We start from the raw sequence: 16,557 nt of genomic DNA on the forward strand, positions 1-16,557 counted from the left end.
AGGTCCTGTATCCAGCCCGCCTGACGTCTGAGGGGACAAACACAATGCGTTTGGGCAGGACGCGACTGGCTCTGGCCTGCGTAATCGGCTCGATAACAGTCGGGCTGGCCGCCCCGGCCGCCTGGGCGACAGACGGCGCCGCTCCAACGGCCACGGCCACCCCGTCGGCCGGGGCGGTCGAGCCGGTGGTGCCGGACCTGGTGGACGCCACCGCACCGGTCACCACCCCGTCAGCGGTGCACACGACGCCCGCGCTGCCGGTGCACGGCATCGACCCGCAGCCGTCCACACCGCCGGTGACCCACCGGCCGGCTGGCGGATCCCTTCCGTCCGGGCTTCCCTCACTGCCCGGAATATCCCTGTCCGACCTGGACAGACAGCTGATCGATCTCGCTCCCTGGCTACCGACTGATCTATCACTGGACAATCTGGTGCCACAGCCGCTGACGCTCAGCTTCACCTGTGGGCCGCATGGTCCCGTGTGGACGCTCAAGAACACCTCGGCGAGAGCGTATGGCTTTGCGTGGATCGACACTGACGTCAACTACAACTTCGGTGAGATCGGCGCTGGCAAGACCGTTTCCCTGAACTCGTCGGCGGATGTCGTGATCGCGGGTGCCTTTGACGTGACGACCCAGGATGTCGTGCTGGCGATCCCGGCCTTCGCTATCGCCGACTGCGCCACCACGACGACGGCTTCCCCCACCGCAGCCTCAACGAACGGTGCGGGTGCGGGTGGTGGCGGCGGTGGGGGCGCTGGTGGTGGCGGCGGTGGCACCACCACCGTCCCGGTGTCGACGACGAGTGCGCCGGTCGCGACCCCGGCAACGGCTGTCGTCACCGACAAGGTTCACTACACGGGATGAGCAAGCCAGCTGTGATCGGATGCCGCCGGCCCGGATTCGGGCCGGCGGCATCCGCCGTGTCGATTTCCGCCGGCCATGCACCGGCCAGCCCGCGCATGAAGATCCTGCTGGCCGTCCTCGCCGGCATGGTTGTCTTCACCGGCTGCGGTGGTGGGGGCTCGAAGACCCAGTCACAGGCGTCCGCGACCGCCATCCCAGATCCGGTCCGCAGCCAGCTCGCGGCCGTGACCTCCGTCAACACCGACGGGATGAACACGATCGTGACCGCGACCGGTGGGGTGGTCGACGTCTACAAGACCCCCACGGCAAAAACCGCGGCATCCCAGCTGCGCAGCCCGAACCCGGAGGGCGTCCCGCGAGTCTTCCTCGTGGTGGCGAAACTCCCGAACTGGTGGCACGTACTGCTGCCGGTGGAGCCCAACGGCAGCACGGGCTGGGTGAAAGCGTCCCAGGTGAGGGCCAGCCTCACCGGGTACCACATCGTGGTCGCCCGTAAGGACCACCGCCTGCGGGTCTACGACAAGACCGCGGTTGTCCTCGACGAGCCGATCTCCGTCGGCACAACGGACACCCCCACGCCCGGCGGTCGCTTCTATCTGACCGAACTGCTACAGCCGCGCAACCCGGCCGGACCCTATGGCCCGTATGCTTTCGGTCTCAGCGGGTTCTCCACCACCCTGGATTCCTTCGACGGGCAGGACCCGGTGATCGGTATCCATGGAACAAACCAGCCCAACCTGATCGGGCAGGACATCAGCCACGGCTGCATCCGGGTCCGCAACGATGTCATCACCAGGCTCGCGAAAATGCTGCCGCTGGGCACCCCGGTGGAGATCGCAGCCTGAGTCCCCCCGGTGCCCCTGCGGATGGCAGTTCGCGACCTGTCGACACCCTGGTCGCGAACTGCCATCACGCCCTAGGCGCCGGCCAGCCCGAGCCACGGCCGGCAGCCCCGTTATCTGACGAGCGCCCGGCGCCTGTGCCCGGCGCCTGCGCCGCGGTTCGGCGGGCGCTCCTTGCCGACGCCGCGGGTATGAGGGGTTCGTTACTCAACGTAATCCGTGCATACTGGGGCCAACCAGCGGACCCGCATGGCCATCAGCAACATGATCTTCATTTTCGCGCTGTCGGAGACCGGCAACGACCGAACCGAACACGCCGCGGCATCCAGGGGGTAGACAGGTCGTGCGGACATCGCTGCCGGCACATAGCGGTCGGGTCCGGATTCAGCTCCGGACTCTCGGGCTCGGTCTGGTCTGCGTCCTGTTGGGGCTCACAGCCAATTCCTGCGGAAACGGGAAGAGCCCGAATCCGGTTGCCGCGGGAACCGAACCAGTCCCCCCGACGCAGCAGGCCGCCGCCCGCACATCGCTGCACGCCGACGACTACGTGCTTACCGAGGGTCCAGAGACGACGGGCTTCGGCGCCAGCACGTCGCTAGACAACCGTGGTGCTCTGTCGGTAGCCGCGATGACCAGTTTCGCCTCGTGCATGGGCGAACCCACAGCCGGGTCGAAAGTAGAGCCGCTGGACTCGGCAAAGGGACCGTACTTCGCCACCAGCGACAGCCAGATGTTCATGGGATCGGTCGCGGCGGTCTATCCAGCCGAAGTGATCACAGCTGCCGTCCGAGTCGCCGCTGAGGCCTCTTTTCCGTCCTGCGTCGGCCAGCTGCTCAAGCGCGAGTATGCCAAAGCGGCCGATCTGCCCGCTGGCAGCACCTTCGCGGTCGTGTCGGCATCCGCCCACAAGCCTCCCCCCGGTATCACCGCCGCGACCAGGGTCAAGGCAACCATGACGCTGGACGGACCACCGGTACCGATGACCTTCGACCTGATGTTCATGTTCTCCGGCCAGGTCCAGAGCTCCTTTGTCGTCGGCCGCGTGTTCGACGACCCCGAGCAGACCGTGGTGAACCGTGTCGCACGGCAGATCGCCCGAAAGGTCGCCAGCCAGTAGTCACATTGTGACATATACGTACTTCGGCAAGCTGGCGGTCATCCCAGCAACCCTCCGCATCCATGCGACACGCAAAGCACATCCATGGACGGACTACACGAACGCTACTTTCCGCTTCCGTGTGGCAACATGGTGTGATCGTTACCCATGATGTGTGCTGTTTCCGTGCGTACGGTGGGCAACGGGCAGTCGGTGACGAGCGATGGGCAATGCGGCGAACGGCGCCCAGCGCGACCCATCCATGCCTTCCGGACACGCCCATGCCGGACAACCGACCAGTACGCAACCGACCTGGTGCGCGACTGTCGCGATGGGAGTGAAGACTATTGGCACCGCAGGCTGTCGGGTGGGACGATAGCATATCAGGCGCATGGTCATACTTTGCCCAATACTTCGCCCAAATTGTGCCGAAAATTTTAGCATTCGCATTCATCATGTCTGTCGGCGGCCTGGCCGCCCGCACACTCATCAGGATCATCAACCGCTTCCTCGACCGCGCTGGCACCGACAATCTGCTCGAACGGGGCGGGCTCACGCGCGCACTCCGCCGGCCCGCCCACGACCTGCGCATCGGCCTGATGCGGCTGCTGCTCGCCATTGCGCTGTTGGCGCTCTTCCAACTGGCCCTCGGCCCGTTCGGCACCAACCCGGTCAGCGACCTCGTCCACGACCTCGTCATCCTGCTCGCACACGCGGTTCTCGCCTGCTCTGTGCTCATGCTCGGCGGCACTCTCGCCTCGGCCGCCCGGGTGTTCGTCCGCGAAGCGCTGACCGGGCTTCCCTACGCGGCTACCGCGGCGACCAGTATCACCGCGCTCATCATGATCGGGTTTGGCAAAGCCGCCCTGGACGAACTCGGGCTTGCCACTTCGGTAACAAATCCGATACTCTACGCACTGCTCGCGACCATCGCCGGAGTGACAGTCGTCGGGGTGGGTGGCGGTCTTGTCCGTCCGATGCAACGCCGCTGGGAGGAGCTCTTGCGCTACGGGGGGCCGGAACTGACGACCGCAAGGTCTGTCTGGCGGGAGAATCGAGCCCGTGCCGCCGCCGAGGAGCCGGTGGTCGTGCCGGTGAGCGATCTCGTCGGCGACCTGGTGGCGGCAGGGCACAGCAAGGATGGGTGGGCGACGGACCCGATCTCCGCGCACGATCGGGAGACATCCGCGGCCACCGGCGAGTCGCGTGCGGACCCCGAGCCCGGACAAGCATCGTGACGGTATGACGCCGTAACGGCATAACACACCAAGCACACCTGGAACGATGCTTACACTCGGCAACGATGAGCACAGCATCATCGTCCCAAGGACTGCCCAAAACAACAGAGACCACCACGACGCACCCATACTCCTTCGGCGAACTGACGCACACGAGGGATGCGGGTGAGGCACTCTGGTACGACAAAGTGTCGCGACCAACGGCGGCGCCGGTCCTGTCGCTCCGCTACGCGGTGCGCTGGGTGCGGCCTGCCGGACGGCCTGGTTCCCCAGGTCGTCCGCGGCCGCAGGCCACCTGCGCGGGGCGCGGGAAACGGGGGAGACATCTCGGTGGACATGCCATCAGACCTGGAGCGCTCCCGGCTGCTCCTCGTCTGGCTGCAGGCCCGTCGCGCGGTCGACCACTGCCTGTCGGACCTTCTCGCCGCCGGACCAGCCGGTGAACGCCGTGTCCGCGAGCAGCTCGAACTGGTCAACGACCTGGAGAACCGCGCTCAGGAGGCGTTTGTGCGGTATCGCCGCGCCGCCGCGAACACCAGACGGCCAGCCGGCTCTGAGGACACGCCCACCTCGGACGCGGCCGACATGATTGACGTTGCCGACGTGATCGATATTGCTGATGTGACCACGTTGATGGACCGAACCAGCTCGACCGGCCGCCCCCGCCTCGGCGTGGTACAGCCAGACGACCGGGGGCACCAGCCCGGTCGTCTGGCGGAACCGCAACGACCGAGCGGCGTGCCCGGAACCGGGCTGCGGCCGGCCGGGCCGGTATCGGCCGTGGACATCCTTCCGGACACGGCGACAGGTCCGGGTACGGCCCCGCCCGCCTCGAAGTCCGGCACAGGCCTGGGTACCCCCGCCGCCGGAACGGAGCCAGGCGCCTTTCCGGGCCTGCCCGGAGCCGCCACGGCCGCTGGCCCCAGCGGCCCCCACACCGGCGCGGACGGTGAGAGCCGCGGCACCCGCCGTCCGCGCGGAGATCAACGCCGATACCGCTGACAGGGCCAGGCCGTGGACGGGACAAAATCAGTGTGGTGCAGTCCACGCGTCGCCGTACCGCGCTGGCCCGGTTCACCGGGCTGGTACTTGTCCTGACCTGCTGGCTGGCCGGGTGCGCCGCTGTGGGCAGGTCTCACCCGGCATCGATGACGCCGGTGGCCGGCGCGCCCAGCCCGACTGCCGGACCGGACGCCTACGAACGCTCAGGGCGAGCGCCGCGGCTGCGCATCACGCTGCCGCCGGCCACGTCTCCCCGGCCCTTTCCGCTCGTCATCGCGCTGCACAGCCTTCTGCACGAGGGTCAGGAACCCCAGACCGAGTGGGGCATCGACACCCTCGCCACCAGCGCGGGCGTCGCCGTGGCCTATCCCGATGGCCTGAACGCCTCGTGGGATGCCGGCACCTGTTGCGGGCGGTCCGCGGCCGAGCATGTCGACGACGTCGGATGGCTGCGAGCGCTCATCTCACATCTCGAACAACACTATCCCATCGACCGGCGGCGGGTGATCCTGGTCGGCTTCTCCAACGGCGGGATGCTCGCCTACCGCTACGCGTGCGAGAACGCGCCCGAAATCGCCGGTATCGCCGTGGTGGCGGCCAGCCTGCAGACCCCGGACTGCGCGCCGGCGGCCCCGGTCAGCGTGGTGGCCGTGCATGGACAGCTTGATGAGCGCGTTCCGTACGCTGGTGCCGACTGGTCGGCAACGCTCGGGACATCACTGACCTCGGTCGAGAACAGCCTTGCTCCCTTCCGGGCCAGCGCCGGCTGCCCTCCCCCGTCGCTGCCGGAAGACAGCGGCAGTGCCGACAGCGACGGGTTGCCCGTCGAGAGCGCGTCCGGCAGCCCACCGAAGGCGACCAGCATGGGAACACCCGGTTACGACAGTCACAGCCAACCGGCAGCCGAAGCGGCCACAACCAGCCAGGCGACAGCCGTATCCCCAGCCGGGAGCGGTTTCCCGGTGACGAAGAAGGAGACGAGCTGCTCGTCCGGCGATCGGGTCGTGGAGTTCCTGCTTCCCGGCGTCGCCCATGGCTGGCCCCCCAGCAGCGGCCCAGCGCGGTTCAGCACCACGGAGGTGATCTGGCGGATCCTCGCGCCGATGCGGTCGCAACGCGCCGGGCCCGACCTCTGAAGCCAGCGAGCCTCGGCCAGGCCGAGGAGATCAGGACATGAAGATCAGGACGCGCGGAAAGAGGCCCGTACGTTCTCCACCAGGGTTGTCGCGGTGTCCGCCTGCGTAGCTGACGACCGCGAGATCAGGACGTAGACCGCGTCCCCGGCCAGCAGCGTCCGCATCACGTAGGTGACCCGCTGGCCGTCGCGCAGGTAGGAGCCGGCCAGCTCCTGGCTCTGCGCTCCGGTCGGGTCCGTGATCGGCCCGGACCTGTCCTGAGTGAGCCCCGGCTGGGTGGCGAACTCGGAGTCCTGAACAACCTTGAGCGCCGCCCGTTGATCCGTGCCCGTGACACGCGCGACTCCGACCATCCGCGGGCCGGCCGCAGCCGTCCCCACCGCGGGCTCGACAAAGAAGACCCCGGTGTTGTCCCGGCGTTGGCTCCAGGCAGGCGGGTGGGAAAATGTCGCCCGCTGCTTCGTGTCGGTGACCGCAACCCAGTCAGCCGGTACCACCGCCGGGGCTGTTGTGCCAGCCGGGCTGGCGGCGGGGCTCGCGGATGCCGCCGCCTGGGCCGTGCCTGTCGGCGCGGCGGTCGGCCCGGCCTGCACGCTGGCCTTACCAGGACTGATCTTCTGCCAGACAAACCCCGCGCCGCCCCCGAGCGCGAAGGCGAGCCCAAGGATCACCACCGCATACAGCAGCCGCCGCAGCATCGGTGTGCCCGTGGCGCTCTTGCGGGGCTGTGCCCGGTGCGAACCGGTGTCCTCATCCGAGAATGACGGATTGCCACGGTCATCCCGGCGCCGGCCACGCACGCGTTCGGACCGGCCGTTGCCGGCCTGGCCGTGTGCGGCCGAGTTCGTGGACCGGTCCGTCCGGACAGGGCGATCAGCCCGATCAGCCCGATCAGCGCTGGGACGCCGGGTGTCGGAGGCAGCCGCGTCCGCGCGTACCCGGGTGGTACGCGGTGGGGCGACACCCGCCGGCCGCCCAGTGGGCTCGCGCGGGCGCCGGATACTCGTGCTGGCGGCCGCGTCCTGCGTCCCCGGGTCCCATCCCGATCCGCGCCCTGGGGGCTGAGCCGCGCGGCGCGGCGCTGCCGGTCCCGCCTGCCCCCTGGCATCATCCTGGTATGGCTGCTGGGCCGGGGGAAACCCGCCCGCGGTGTGGGCATCGGCAACAGGTGACGCGGCCCGCGCGGCGCTGTCGCGCCAGCCCCCTCCACCGCTGCCTTCGGGGTACCCCGGCCCGGGGTCCAGCGGCTGCCCAGCAGCGGGACCACCGGATGAGAAAGCCCTGGTATCCGGTGGGTACGGCCGCTCATGGGGCTGCCGGTCCGTCGGCCGGGGGCGGGACACCGCGGTCTGGCGCGGACCAGGACCAGGACTAGGACCAGAAGCGGGAGTAGCCGGCCGCGACCGTGCTGCCGCGGAACGGTGGGCCCGCTCGCCATCACGGATACCGGGATCAACCGGTGGCGGCCCGGACGGCGCGGCCTGCGGGGCGTAACGGGTCTCCTCGTCGTAGAGGTCAGCGGAGGGCCGGCCGGCCGGCGGATACCCAGACGTGACCGGCCCGTAGCCGTGGGGTGCCGGCTCGGCACGACGGCCCGCGTCATTGCCATAACCCGCCTCGTTGCCACAATCCGCGCTATTTTCGTAACCGTTGCCGTACCCCGCGTCATTGCCGTACCCCGCGTCATTGCCATAACCCGCGTCATTGCCACGGCCGGCGGCCCGCTCGTTGCGAGGGTAGCCGGCCCGTGTCGCCATGCCGTCGGCCACGTGAGGAGCGACCGCACGTTGGCCCGTCGGGCGGTGTGGGGCCGCGGCCTGTTGTCCTGGCGGCAGATAGCCGTCAGCGGGCGGATATCCAGCGGCTGGCCGATAGGCGTCCGAGGCGCGGGTTGCGTCGGGCCGCTGCTGGGAACCAGCGTCCCGATAAGAGCCAGGGTCCTGATATCGGCCAGTGTCCTGCGGCGGGCCCTGGTCGCGCCACGGGGCAGGGGGATGAGCATCCCGGCGCCGCGGGGCCGCGCTTGCCGGGGGCTCGTTTCCGTCGGGATGCGCCACCGATTCCGGCGTACCGTCCACGGCCCCGGGCCGGCGTTGATTCACCGCGTCAGACCGTCGTGCCGCGTCAGAGCGTCGTGCGCCGTCTGCCACCGGCTGACCTCCCATCGCGGTCCGCACCCAATCAAACGTCCCCATCGGTGTATCACGGCGTTGCGCTGGCGTTGCGCGCGCCCAGTTGACAATTACCAGAGTAAGAGCGCCCGGCAATAGGGCTCGTCCGGGTGGCACCTCGCGTCATCGCTACCCGTCCATCACCACGCGATGGACGGGTAGCCCGGCTCGTCGGCCGGCGCCCACCGCCTCCGGCGCATCCATCCGCCGCCTTGCGATCCTGCCGCCGACCGCGCAAAAAACATGATCGCGTGACCTTTGGCCAGCGCACCCCGGCAGGCCGCTCAGGATTTCGGCACTCGGCACACACGCTCAAGCAGCAGCCCGCCGGCCAGGAGCACCGCCGCGGCACCGATCCCCAGCCCAGCGGTGATCGCATCGGCGCCGGCGGTGCGGAACTCATCCGAACGCGGCAACACATAACCGAGCACCGCAGCCCACGCTCCCGCCAGCGCCGCCCCGGCAAGGCTGCCGGCCTTGGCCATGGCCGCCAGCCGGGCGACGGTCAGCGGCAGGATCGGCCTCGTTCCCGGCCGCCCCTGCAACCGGCGCCGGGTGATCGACGCGGTCTGTAGCTCCACCAGCCCAATGATCAGCAGAGACAACGGCGCCGTGGGCGGAAAGCGCGGCAGGTCCTGATAATTGAAAACCAGGAAAACATAGGTGAGCGCGCCAAGCACCACGGCCGCCGCGAACAGATCCCGCGCCCGGCTCGGTTTCACTGGCGCAAGCTCCATGATGTCTGCTGGATCCCGGCGGTATCCAGCCCGGCCACCAGGTCGGCCACCCGGCCATGACCAGGTAGCACCGCGTCCGGCTCGACATCCAGCCAGGGAACACAGACGAACGCGCGCAGATGGGCACGCGGATGCGGGATGAGGATCTCCGGATCGTCGCTCAGCAGCCTGCCACAGGCGATCACATCAACATCCAGGGTCCGTGGGCCCCATCGTACCGTCCGCAGCCGTGACGCCGCCTGCTCGGCTGACCGTGCCGCCAACAGCAGAGCACGTGCCGGCGCCGCCGGGACCAGCACAACCGCATTGAGATAATCGTCCTGGGTGGGTCCGCCGACGGGCGCGGTCTCATACACCCGCGACACCGCCACCGCACCGAGCGTCCGGACGGCGGCACGAAGCCGCGCAAGACGATCACCGAGATTCGAGCCCAGCGCAAGCACCGCGGTCGGCCGCTCCGGCCCTGGCCGCGGCGTTGCCAACGACGACGCCTGCGACTTTCGCGATCCCGGCTGATGACCCGTCCCGCTCACGCTGGCCGGTCCCGGGTGACGCTGACCGCGACATCGGTGAACGGTAGTGGGATCGGTGCCGCCGGTTTGTGTACCGTCACCTGGGCGCGCGCAACGCGGCCGTCGCCCAGGCAGGCGACGGCCAGCCGGTGCGCGAGTGTCTCGATCAGATCCACCGGTTCACCCGCGATGATCCCAGCCAACGTCTGGGCCAACGCCGCGTAGTCGACCGTGGCGGCGAGGTCGTCGTTCGCGGCGGCTTGCCGGGTGTCCACCCACAGCACGGCGTCCACGACGAATTCCTGGCCCAACTCGCGTTCGGCTGGCAGGACACCATGGTGGCCGTGGACCCGCAGGCCGGTAAGGACGATCCGGTCCGGCGCGGCCGCCGACGGGGCATCGGCTCCAGGCGATCCGCCCGCCGGTGGCCAGGCGGTCATGCCGCGCCCGCCGGTGGGCATCGGGGCATGGCCGGGGCGGAACCGCTGGCGGCGATCAGCGCCCGAGCCGGCCCCATACGCGCATCCCACGGCTGCTCGCCGCGGGCGCTCCGCCATGCCTGCGCCACCCGGACGGCGTCCGCCGCCGCCCGGACCGCGTGCACCCGTACCGCCCACACCCCGGCGACCGCCAGCAGCGCCGTTGTCGCCTGGGTCGCATCGTCGCGATCATCGGCTGGCCGGGCCCGGCCGTCGGAGCCCGCCAGCAGGCTGCCCAGGAACGACTTACGCGATGTACCGACCAGCAGGGGATAATTCAGCGCGCTGAAGGCGTCGATGTGTGCCAGCAGCGCCCAGTTGTGTCTGGCCTTCTTCGCGAAGCCGATCCCCGGGTCGATAATCACCCTGCTCGGCGCGATACCCGCGGCGAGCACGGCCTCAAGACGGTCGTGCAGCTCGGCCGCGACCTCGGACACGACGTCACCGTAGACCGCCCGGGTGAACATGTTCGCGCTCGTGCCCCTGGCATGCATCAGCACATAGGGAACACCCCGCTCGGCGGCGAGAGCCAGCAGGTCCCGGTCGGCCGCGCCCGATACGTCATTTATGATCACAGCGCCGGCGGCCAACGCGGCCTCGGCGACCGTCCGGCGGGTCGTGTCCACGCTGACGGCGACCCCGGCCGCGGCCAGCTCCGTCACCACCGGCAGCACCCTGCGCAGTTCCTCGTCCGGATCAACCCGGGCGGCCCCCGGTCGGGTCGACTCACCACCGACGTCGATGATGTCGGCGCCGTCGGCCGCCATCGCCAAGCCGGCCCGGACGGCATCAGCGGCGGTCGCGAAGGTACCGCCGTCGGAGAACGAATCCGGGGTCGCGTTGACCACACCCATCACGCGAGTCCTGCCCATCGGCTCCAGGAGACTGCGGCTGGCCTGTTCGGGCGTCATGACTCCCCAATGATCAGCGTAGGGACGCGGCTGGACTGCCGGCGTGATGAGGCCGCCGGTAGCAGTACCGCCGGTAGGAGTATCGATAGACGGGCTGAAAGCCGAGTGCGGCATACAGGTGGCGGGCCGCTGTGCTGGTCTGTTCCACCTGCAGATAGGCGCGGGAGGCACCAGCGTCGGTGGCCCATGTGACCAGCCCGGCGAGGACGGCGCGGGCGGCTCCCCGGCCGCGCGCGGCCGGTATCGTCGCCATGCTGTAGACGCCGAGCCAGTCGCCGTCTATGACCCCCCGGCCAACCGCGACCGGCACGCCGTCCATCACGCACAGCACGTACTTTGTTGCTATCGTGAGATTCGTCAGCACCTTGAGGGTGCCGGCACGCTGGTCCGCAAAGGTCGAAAGTACCCGCCCAGCGATATCCAGCCAGCTGCCGTCGATGTCGTCGAACATGAGCGTTCTGGTACCACCGGCGCGGCCGGAGCCGGCGGCAGCAGCCGCCGACGCTCCCGACGGCACGTCAACGCTGGCCTCCGCGACGGTGCCGCCGGCCAGCCGGCCAGCAAGGTCCGCCAGGTCGGCCGCGCAGACATCGGTCGGACCGGTGTCATCGAACCCGAGCGCGTCCAGTGCCTGGTGGATACCGGCCGGCAACGACACCGGGGTGATCTGGACGGTCGCCGGCAGCCCTGCCGCGGCGTAGAACGCGCGGACCTCGTCAAGCGCGAGAGAAAGATCAGGGACGTCTCCGCGGGCCCACACCGAGTTGCCGCGCCGGGAGGAACCGGCAGACTCCCGCAACACCCAGCCGCCGACACGGCGCTCACGCAGCGGGGGCCAGGCGCGATGGGCGAGAAGCTCCAGCTCACGGCTCAGAGCGGCATCAACCGCCTCGCCGGCACCCGGCGCCACCAGCGCATCGTGCCCACGGTGGCTTGCGGCGGGCTCAGCCATGCCCTGCCCGGCGACCGGTACCCGCAGACGGACCCGCACTGACCACACGCCTGAGGCTACCGGCCAAGGAACGAAACCTTCGCGCTCGCCCCTCGTTGTCGCGCCCGACACGACTTGACCAGACACCGCCTGTCTCGGCAGCGCCACCAACAGTCCCCGGTCAGCGACCGGTACGCCGCTCAGGAATCGATCGGCCACTCGAATGTGCCGCGGTGAATACACCACAGTGAATGCGCGGCGGGAGCGGATGCGCGGCGAGGGTGGATGCGCAGCGACGGTGACCTGATACCCTGGGAATACATCACGGGAAGCAATGGGTATGCGTCGGCGGCACATCATGCGCATACGGTGCAATTAACCTGCGGATGGTCATCCGAACGGCGGGAGCCCAACTACAGGGCGCAAAGTTTGTTACCTCACCGTAACGACCATTCAACCCGGCGGGAACACCGAGACCCTACCGTTTTTTACGGTAACGTCAGTTGTACCACCGCCCGACAAAGGAGCCGGGCTCCTTCTTGAAGGGCATGGAGTGAAAATTGATGGTAAACCCGCCGGGCGACGCCTTTTCGGCAGATGTATCAGCTGAGACGAGCCAGCCATACGAAGTGCTGATCGAATGGAAGTCGCTTCACGGCTGTGAGTCGCTGGAAGGCCACCCATGAGCAGACTGGTCACACTCGTCGCGGCTGTCGACGCCCAGCCCACGCTGGAACAAACGGATTCAATCCTTACCGAACTGGGCCAGATGCCCCGCAATCCCATTGTCACGGGGCTGATCGACGCCCTGCTTGAGTATCGGACACTCCTCGTGAGCCTGACAGGGTGATCTTAAGGTCACCGGACGGCACGCCGGGAGCCGAACCAGTCAGGTGGTCTCTTGTTACTTGGCGGCGAGACCACCTGACTGGTCCGAAAACTAATACAGCGAACAGTTCGGGAAATCGTGTCATCCGGCAGGCCCAGGGATGCGCGGCCGTAACATTTCCCGCGTATCCGAAGGATCCGGGAAACCCGGCCGGTGATCATACAGCCAGCACTTTCCGCATGTCACCGGTGTCAGGACGGGTAGCGGTGTGCCACCGTTACCCGAACACGATCAACGCCCGAACGGCTGGCCCTGCTGCTGGCCCTGCTGGCCCTGCTGGCCCTGCTGCTGGCCGAAGCCCTGGCCAGCACCCTGCTGCTGGCCACCGAACTGGCCGCCGACAGAAGCGCCGACACCGACGAGCTCCTGCAGCCGGGTCTCCACGTAACGCTCGCTGTGGTGAGTCTTGTCCGCGATCCGCTGAACGAGATCGTTGACGTCACGAGCCGCGTCGAGGTCCGCGGTACCGACCTGTCCGAATTCATCGAGCAGCCGGTACCGGATCTGCTGCCAGTTCTGCCGCAGCTGCTGTTCAATTTGCTGCTGCTGCTGCTGTGCCATCACGTTTTCCTCTCGTCGGGACTGACCGAACAAGAAGTGACCCTACTCCACCAGGCGCTCACCCAGTCAACCCCACCAGCTAACTTCGCTTGTGTAATTCAGGAAACTCTTCTTGCCGCGAAAAAGGGCTATGCGACAAAAAAGAAACAATAACGAGAGAACAGTCATGTGTCATCCGGTCCGCAGAAGTTGCCACCGTCAGCGGGAAGCCACCGATATATCCGGTGATAACCAGCGGCCAGGCCGCCGGCGGCTCCGGCCGGTCACGGTCGGAGCGCACGGAACAGTCAATGCGGATGAATTGCGGAGGAGCTGCGGATAAGAGAGGCTCCGGCAATAGGGACGCGGCGTCGCGGGGCTGGGGCACGCACCTCGCCGCATCGCTCCCCGTCCATCGCTGCGCGATGCACGGGTACCCCGGCTCGTCGGTCGCCACCCAACACATCCGGTGCCTGCCTCCGCCGCCTCGCGAGGCACGCACCCCAGCCCCGCTCCTTAACGAGGCGAGGCGCCGTCTGGCGCCGGCAGACCCTGGACGAACGTCCGGCGGCGACCACTAAGGCCCGGCAGATCGGGTACCTGCCGGTTTGTGTGCGGTGGCTGCTGAGCTGGCCGGCCCACGGTCTGGCAGCAGGCCGGCGAGCCGCGGGCAGGGCTTTTCCCGGCCGGCGAGCGGGAAGAGACTGGGACGTCATGGGAGCACGGTGGGCCGCGGGAACGTGCGCGGTGCTGTTCGTCGTCCTCACGGCCATGGTGAAGATCCACTGGATGCCGCTCGCCAACGCAGACGCCGACACGATCGAGGATCTCAGCAGGATTGTCGCCACCCGGAGCTGGCCGGTCGACGCCGCCGAAGTCCTGAGCATGCTGTTCGCTCCGTTCATCCTCCGGCTGGCTGCCCTGGTCGTGGTGGCGGTGTTGTGGTTGCGGGCCAGCCCGCCGTGGGGCGGCCGCCCGCGCGGTCTCGGCCGGCTCGATCCGGCCGGCGTCCGCTGGTCGGCGCTGTTCATCGGGATCACCATCGGGATCGGTGGCCTCCTCAGCACCGCAACCAAAATCATCATCGCCCGAGCGCGCCCGCCCGTCGCCGAGGCGTTCGCCCCGGCCCACGGGATGAGCTTTCCGTCCGGGCACGTCATCGGGGTGACGGTCGCGGCGATGGTGGGGCTCGCGGTACTGGCTGCCGTCCGCGGGCAACGGCCTCCGGTCGCCGTGACCGCCGTGACCGCGCTGGCCGTCGTGGCGGTCGGGTGCGCACGTCTCATCCTCGCCGTGCACTATCTGTCGGACGTCATCGCCGGCTACCTACTCGCGGTGGCATGGGCAGCCAGCATGACCGCGTTATTCACCCAACGCATCTGCCGAAAACGTCCTGTGGATGGCGCGGTCGACGGCAGCGAACCACCGCTACAAGGCCAGCCAGCGCAACGACCCGGCGGCCAGGCACAATCGCCACACTGTTCGGACACCGCCACCAACAGCAATCCGCTAGACTGGCAACAGGAGCCGCCAGAGCAACCACGCGGATCCCAGCAAATTCACCCTCAGACAAAACCACGGGCCCTGTCCAGTCACTGGGGACGATGGCGAGTCCGGCTCCGATGAACTATCAGAAAGCTGATAAAAGTCAGGAATACGGTAACCAGCGGACGCTTTCGTCCGCATAACGCAGGCTTGCCAGCCGGACGGCGAACTGCGCCGCCACCCGCGGATTGCTGGTGAGGATCGGCACAACACTCGTCACCAGCTTCAGTTCCCGTACGGCCCGCAGCACCTCGAATCCAGACCAGTGCGTCACGTCGAAACCGTATTCGGACGCGAGCAGCGCGTATCGTTCTGGTGGGTAACCGAAACGCAACCGCCCGACAGCCAAGGGAACCAGGTCCCACTCGGTCGGCCCGTAACAGGTGGCATCGAAATCACAGGCGAGCACCCGGCCATCGGGGCTTCTGATCAGGTTCCCGAGATGAGCGTCACCGTGGACGATCCCCGCCGGCAGCTCGTACGTGACATCTTCAAGAGCCGCTTCGAGCCGGTCGGCCATGCGCTGCAGGAAGATACGGTCAATGTCAGCGAGCCCCTCCGCGTCGGCGAGGCGCCGGCGGACGTCGTCGAGCGGATCCCAGTTCGGCAATGCGACGATGGGCAGCGGCAACGCGTGGATCAGTCGGAGGACCACCGCGAGGTCGGAGGCGGTTGGTGGTCCGCTGTTGCGCACAGGCTCGTCCGAGGCGGACCTGCGCGCACGTGCCACCAGCCCTCGGGCGCCTGCCGGAGGCTGCCGTTCCAGGAGGCTCTGAGCACGCGGTTCGGCTGGTCGCGGCCCGGCCAGAGCATCGATCCACAGGGTGGCCACGGTGCCGTCGAGGTGCAGCGGTGCCGGCAGACCAGGTGCAAGGCGCACCGCCGGCACGTCATGCCGGGCCAGCCAACGAGCTACCTGAACGACTTTGTACGCACGGTACGCCATCGCCGGGGATCCGGAAATCCGGATAATCACTCCGGAGCGCGGCAACCGGAACACCGCGTTAGCGGTAATTTTTATTACCTCGGCATCCTGGCCATCCAGGCCAAGCGCCGTGCATATCTCTCGAACAATCGACCACGCCTTCGCCGCGGTGAAACGACCGTCACGACCCGTGACAGCCACTCGACCTCGCCCCGACCCTCACCAGACACGGAGCATAACAAGATCGATTCGTTCGGACGCGCCCATCCCGCTCACTGCCTATCCGCGCCCTCATGGCATACGGTTATTGCCGCTAAGAGCGCCCGGCAACAGGACTGTCCGGCTCGTACCGCCCGCGCGGTGCCTCGTATCATCGCTCCCCTATCCATCACCGCGCGACGCATGGGTATCCCGGCTTGTCGGTCAACACCCACCACCTCCGGTGACTCCCCGTGCCACCTCGCGATGCACGCGCCCCGGCCCTGTTTTTTGATCCACACTCCTATTGCCGGGCACTCCCATGCATTACACGCGCTCGGCCACGAACCCGAACCCGAACCATGACCCCACGGCCCGCAACGATGCCTCCTCCGATCCGGTAGTTGCCCGGTGGCGGTGCTGAGTCGCCGGTGGCCAACAGGAGTTCAATCAGTACTCTGCTCACCTACCCGAAAACCCCAAGCAAGCCAGGGCATGCCCGATGGATGCTCAACTATAGTTCCTTCGGCGGCCGCTAA

General features: G+C 68.1%; 16 protein-coding genes. 8 read left to right on the plus strand and 8 right to left on the minus strand.

Annotation, left to right across the window (positions count from 1 at the left end):
• The first annotated feature begins 44 nt into the window (after window positions 1-44).
• The 6 genes from MJ785_RS00655 to MJ785_RS00680 all read left to right on the plus strand — a co-directional run bounded on the left by MJ785_RS00655 (window position 45) and on the right by MJ785_RS00680 (window position 6,180).
• On the plus strand, window positions 45-866 hold the full coding sequence (locus tag MJ785_RS00655) for a hypothetical protein (protein WP_239373873.1): 822 nt from the start codon (window positions 45-47) through the stop codon (window positions 864-866).
• 56 nt (window positions 867-922) lie between these two features.
• Entirely contained in the window at window positions 923-1,711 is a 789-nt protein-coding gene (locus tag MJ785_RS00660) for a L,D-transpeptidase (RefSeq protein WP_370652834.1), read from the plus strand.
• Window positions 1,712-2,051: 340 nt separating this feature from the next.
• Window positions 2,052-2,825, plus strand: coding sequence for a hypothetical protein (locus tag MJ785_RS00665; protein ID WP_239344846.1), 774 nt, complete (start codon window positions 2,052-2,054; stop codon window positions 2,823-2,825).
• A gap of 326 nt (window positions 2,826-3,151) precedes the next feature.
• Window positions 3,152-4,042: a hypothetical protein gene (locus tag MJ785_RS00670; RefSeq protein WP_255724002.1), complete on the plus strand. Its 891-nt coding sequence runs from the start codon at window positions 3,152-3,154 to the stop codon at window positions 4,040-4,042.
• Between the two features lie 336 nt (window positions 4,043-4,378).
• Entirely contained in the window at window positions 4,379-5,044 is a 666-nt protein-coding gene (locus MJ785_RS00675; RefSeq protein WP_239311318.1) for a hypothetical protein, read from the plus strand.
• Between the two features lie 32 nt (window positions 5,045-5,076).
• Window positions 5,077-6,180 carry a PHB depolymerase family esterase gene (locus MJ785_RS00680; RefSeq protein ID WP_239373871.1) on the plus strand — a complete coding sequence of 368 codons (1,104 nt, stop codon included), beginning with the start codon at window positions 5,077-5,079 and terminating at the stop codon, window positions 6,178-6,180.
• A gap of 44 nt (window positions 6,181-6,224) precedes the next feature.
• Here MJ785_RS00680 and MJ785_RS00685 read toward each other — a convergent pair whose 3' ends face one another.
• The 6 genes from MJ785_RS00685 to MJ785_RS00710 form a co-directional block, all read right to left on the minus strand.
• Window positions 6,225-7,937 carry a hypothetical protein gene (locus tag MJ785_RS00685; protein WP_239379886.1) on the minus strand — a complete coding sequence of 571 codons (1,713 nt, stop codon included), beginning with the start codon at window positions 7,935-7,937 and terminating at the stop codon, window positions 6,225-6,227.
• A 698-nt stretch (window positions 7,938-8,635) separates the two neighbouring features.
• The gene (locus MJ785_RS00690; RefSeq protein ID WP_239311317.1) at window positions 8,636-9,073 is read right to left on the minus strand and encodes a DUF3180 domain-containing protein; all 438 of its coding nucleotides are present in this window, start codon (window positions 9,071-9,073) and stop codon (window positions 8,636-8,638) included.
• Window positions 9,070-9,570, minus strand: coding sequence for a 2-amino-4-hydroxy-6-hydroxymethyldihydropteridine diphosphokinase (gene folK / locus MJ785_RS00695; RefSeq protein ID WP_239311309.1), 501 nt, complete (start codon window positions 9,568-9,570; stop codon window positions 9,070-9,072). The genes MJ785_RS00690 and folK overlap by 4 nt, the downstream gene beginning before the upstream one ends.
• Before the next feature lie 47 nt (window positions 9,571-9,617).
• Window positions 9,618-10,040, minus strand: a complete 423-nt coding sequence (gene folB, locus MJ785_RS00700) for a dihydroneopterin aldolase (RefSeq protein ID WP_239311308.1) — start codon at window positions 10,038-10,040, stop codon at window positions 9,618-9,620.
• A complete protein-coding gene (gene folP / locus MJ785_RS00705; RefSeq protein ID WP_239344836.1) occupies window positions 10,037-10,990 on the minus strand; it encodes a dihydropteroate synthase in 954 nt (317 codons plus the stop codon). Before folP ends, folB begins: the two co-directional genes overlap by 4 nt.
• Window positions 10,991-11,003: 13 nt before the next feature.
• Window positions 11,004-11,981 carry a GNAT family N-acetyltransferase gene (locus MJ785_RS00710; RefSeq protein WP_239379887.1) on the minus strand — a complete coding sequence of 326 codons (978 nt, stop codon included), beginning with the start codon at window positions 11,979-11,981 and terminating at the stop codon, window positions 11,004-11,006.
• Between the two features lie 622 nt (window positions 11,982-12,603).
• On the opposite strand from MJ785_RS00710, the gene MJ785_RS00715 reads away from it, so the two are divergent.
• Window positions 12,604-12,771, plus strand: coding sequence for a hypothetical protein (locus MJ785_RS00715; RefSeq protein ID WP_239313727.1), 168 nt, complete (start codon window positions 12,604-12,606; stop codon window positions 12,769-12,771).
• A gap of 270 nt (window positions 12,772-13,041) precedes the next feature.
• Here the strand turns inward: MJ785_RS00715 and MJ785_RS00720 are convergent, their stop codons facing one another.
• Window positions 13,042-13,371, minus strand: coding sequence for a hypothetical protein (locus tag MJ785_RS00720; RefSeq protein WP_239313725.1), 330 nt, complete (start codon window positions 13,369-13,371; stop codon window positions 13,042-13,044).
• 693 nt (window positions 13,372-14,064) lie between these two features.
• On the opposite strand from MJ785_RS00720, the gene MJ785_RS00725 reads away from it, so the two are divergent.
• The gene (locus tag MJ785_RS00725; RefSeq protein WP_239379888.1) at window positions 14,065-14,976 is read left to right on the plus strand and encodes a phosphatase PAP2 family protein; all 912 of its coding nucleotides are present in this window, start codon (window positions 14,065-14,067) and stop codon (window positions 14,974-14,976) included.
• A 22-nt stretch (window positions 14,977-14,998) separates the two neighbouring features.
• Here MJ785_RS00725 and MJ785_RS00730 read toward each other — a convergent pair whose 3' ends face one another.
• Window positions 14,999-16,021, minus strand: a complete 1,023-nt coding sequence (locus tag MJ785_RS00730) for an aminoglycoside phosphotransferase family protein (RefSeq protein ID WP_239313719.1) — start codon at window positions 16,019-16,021, stop codon at window positions 14,999-15,001.
• Window positions 16,022-16,557: the final 536 nt, after the last annotated feature.

This window comes from Protofrankia sp. CiT1 (assembly GCF_917627335.1).
GTDB lineage: Bacteria > Actinomycetota > Actinomycetes > Frankiales > Frankiaceae > Protofrankia.